Origin of the sequence: Burkholderia sp. E168m23 (assembly GCF_016586125.1) — a bacterium.
Taxonomy (GTDB): Bacteria; Pseudomonadota; Gammaproteobacteria; order Burkholderiales; family Burkholderiaceae; genus Burkholderia; species Burkholderia orbicola.
The window spans coordinates 1-2867 of sequence record NZ_BCPP01000911.1; the positions used below are offsets into that span (position 1 = coordinate 1).

3 protein-coding genes, 1 other RNA gene and 1 pseudogene are annotated in these 2867 nt (G+C 69.6%); 3 read left to right on the forward strand and 2 right to left on the reverse strand.

The window, feature by feature from the left end:
* Positions 1 to 63 (reverse strand): class II glutamine amidotransferase (locus tag JMF90_RS31775; protein WP_201325916.1); only part of this gene is annotated, 63 nt, incomplete at its 3' end.
* Positions 64 to 268: 205 nt separating this feature from the next.
* On the opposite strand from JMF90_RS31775, the gene pyrC reads away from it, so the two are divergent.
* The 3 genes from pyrC to rnpB all read left to right on the forward strand — a co-directional run bounded on the left by pyrC (position 269) and on the right by rnpB (position 2644).
* Entirely contained in the window at positions 269 to 1333 is a 1065-nt protein-coding gene (gene pyrC / locus JMF90_RS31780; protein WP_012327899.1) for a dihydroorotase, read from the forward strand.
* On the forward strand, positions 1330 to 2220 hold the full coding sequence (locus tag JMF90_RS31785) for a DUF3025 domain-containing protein (RefSeq protein ID WP_125380843.1): 891 nt from the start codon (positions 1330 to 1332) through the stop codon (positions 2218 to 2220). Before pyrC ends, JMF90_RS31785 begins: the two co-directional genes overlap by 4 nt.
* Positions 2221 to 2232: 12 nt before the next feature.
* Positions 2233 to 2644, forward strand: an RNA gene (rnpB, locus tag JMF90_RS31790) — RNase P RNA component class A.
* A 67-nt stretch (positions 2645 to 2711) separates the two neighbouring features.
* Here the strand turns inward: rnpB and JMF90_RS31795 are convergent.
* A pseudogene (locus tag JMF90_RS31795) lies at positions 2712 to 2867 on the reverse strand (peroxiredoxin); the annotation flags it as partial.

The following is a 2867-nucleotide window of genomic DNA, read 5'->3' on the forward strand; positions in this document are numbered from 1 at the left end:
ACCTGTGAAGGAGAATGTGACGTCCGTCGGCGCGGCGCAGTTCATTCCAAGGAGTTGGCACATTTTACGTGGGGCGGCAGGCTGAAGCGGGGGGTAACGAACCGGGCGAACCCCGGTACAATGCGGCTTCTAGCATATCACCGAGCCCTGAGCGGTAAAAAGCGGATTCCGCTGGCCAAAGGCCCCGTGTTGCGGTTTGCCGTCAGTCGGCCCGCGCACGCGCGTTCCGGCCCCGCCGATGGCAAGCCCGTTCCTCACGACGCCTCCTATGACTGCCTCGAACGCTTCTTCCCCGGCGACGCTTTCGCTCGCCCGTCCCGACGACTGGCACCTGCACCTGCGCGACGGCGACATGCTCGCCGCCGTGCTGCCGCACACCGCCCGCCAGTTCGGCCGCGCCATCGTCATGCCGAACCTGAAGCCGCCCGTCACGACCACCGCGCAGGCGCAGGCCTATCGCGAGCGCATCCTCGCCGCGCTGCCGGCCGGGATGACGTTCGAGCCGCTGATGACGCTGTACCTGACCGACAACACGCCGCCCGACGAAATCCGCCGCGCGCGCGAAAGCGGCTTCGTGCACGGCGTGAAGCTGTATCCGGCAGGCGCGACGACGAACTCCGACCACGGCGTCACCGATCTCGCGAAATGCGCGAAGACGCTCGAGGCGATGCAGGACACCGGCATGCCGCTGCTCGTGCACGGCGAGGTGACCGATGCGTCGATCGACCTGTTCGACCGCGAGAAGGTGTTCATCGACCGCGTGATGACGCCGCTGCGCCGCGATTTCCCGGGCCTGAAGGTCGTGTTCGAGCACATCACGACGAAGGACGCGGCCGACTACGTACGCGATGCCGACGCGGCGCCCGGCCTGCTCGGCGCGACGATCACCGCGCATCACCTGCTGTACAACCGCAACGCGCTGTTCGTCGGCGGGATTCGCCCGCATTACTACTGCCTGCCGGTGCTCAAGCGCGAGACGCATCGCGTGGCGCTGGTCGAGGCCGCGACGTCGGGCAATCCGCGCTTCTTCCTCGGCACCGACAGCGCGCCGCATGCGCGCGACGCGAAGGAAACCGCGTGCGGCTGCGCGGGCTGCTACACGGCGCTGCACGCGCTCGAACTGTACGCGGAAGCGTTCGACACGGCCGGCGCGCTCGACAAGCTGGAAGGGTTCGCGAGCTTCTTCGGCGCCGATTTCTACGGGCTGCCGCGCAGCGCCGAGACGGTCACGCTGCGCCGCGAGCCGTGGGAACTGCCGCGCGAGATCTTCGCGGGCGATACGCCGGTCGTGCCGCTGCGCGGCGGCGAGACGATCGGCTGGAAGCTGGCGTGACCGGCACGCCGCCGTGCGAACCCGGCCTTGCGGCCGGTCGCGCGGCGGCGGATTTCGCGCGGATCGACTGGTCCGCGCCGTGGCTCGCGCCTTACGCGGAGCCGGGCCGCGCGTGGCAGGCGGCCGCCCGGGCGGGCGAGGCCGCGCTGCTCGATGCGTTGAACGGCGCGTTGGGCGGCATGTCACGAGGCGGCGATCGCGTCACCGGCCGCGGCAGGCCGCTGCGCTTCGTGCCGCAGGCCGAGCTGCCGCCCGGCGTCGCGTACGAGACCCATATCGCGGGCACCGGCCACGTGCCGACCCGCCACCATCTTCACGACTTCTTCAATGCGCTCGTCTGGTTCGCGTACCCGCGCATCAAGGCCGCGCTGAATGCGCGCCAGGCCGCCGCGATCGACGCGGCGGGCGGAGTCGGCCCCGTGCGCGGTACGTTGCGCGATGCGCTCACGTTGTTCGACGAGAACGCCGCGCTGTTCGTCACCGCCGACCGCGCGCTCGCCGACGCGTTGCGCGGCTTCGACTGGCCGCGGCTGCTGGTGGCCGCGCGCGATGCGTGGGGCACGCGCTGCGAAGCGCGACTCGTCGGCCATGCGCTGCTCGAACAGCTCGTCGCACCCTACAAGTCCTGCACCGCGCACGCATGGATCGTCGAAGTGAGCGCCGACTATTTTTCATGGCCCGACGCGCGACGGCGCGCGCACGTCGATGCACGAATCGCTGCCGAATTCGCGACGTGCGCGCTGACGAGCCGCGACTTCGCGCCGCTGCCGGTGCTCGGCGTGCCGGGCTGGTGCGCGGCGAACGCCGACGCCGCGTTCTACGACGATCCGGCCGTGTTTCGCCGCGGCCGCCGCTCGCGCGCTGCCGACGGCGGCGCGCAGTGCTAGAATGCGCGTCGCAAAGCAGGCCAGGCAGTCGCGGCCTCGCCGCCTTCGGGCGCGCGGGGGCGAGGAAAGTCCGGACTCCACAGGGCAGGGTGATGGCTAACGGCCATCCGTGGCGACACGCGGAACAGGGCAACAGAAAGCAAACCGCCGATGGCCCGGCGCAAGCCGGGATCAGGTAAGGGTGAAACGGTGCGGTAAGAGCGCACCGCGGCGACGGCGACGTTCGCCGGCACGGTAACCTCCACCCGGAGCAATTCCAAGTAGGCAGGCGCGCATTTTCGGATGCAGGACGGGGCCCCCGTCTCGTCTGCGGGTAGGAAGCTTGAGCGCGTCAGCAATGGCGCGCCTAGAGGAATGACTGCCACGCGTTGCGCGCTTCGGCGTGCAGCGTGCACAGAATCCGGCTTATCGGCCTGCTTTGCCGTTCGAATGCGAAAGGGCCGGCGCTCCCTGCGGAGCGCCGGCCCTTTTTTCATGCGCGCGCCGTGCGCTCAGGCGGCGACGATGTCGAACGAATGCGTGAGTTCGGCCGTCTTCGCGATCATGATCGACGCGGAGCAGTACTTGTCGTGCGACAGGTTGATCGCGCGCTCGACCGTGGCCGGGTTCAGATTGCGGCCGGTGACCGTGAAGTGGAAGTGCACCTT

Coding starts and splice junctions, on each gene's coding strand:
- pyrC (WP_012327899.1), top strand. CDS start 269: ATGACTGCCTCGAACGCTTCTTCCCCGGCGACGCTTTCGCTCGCCCGT.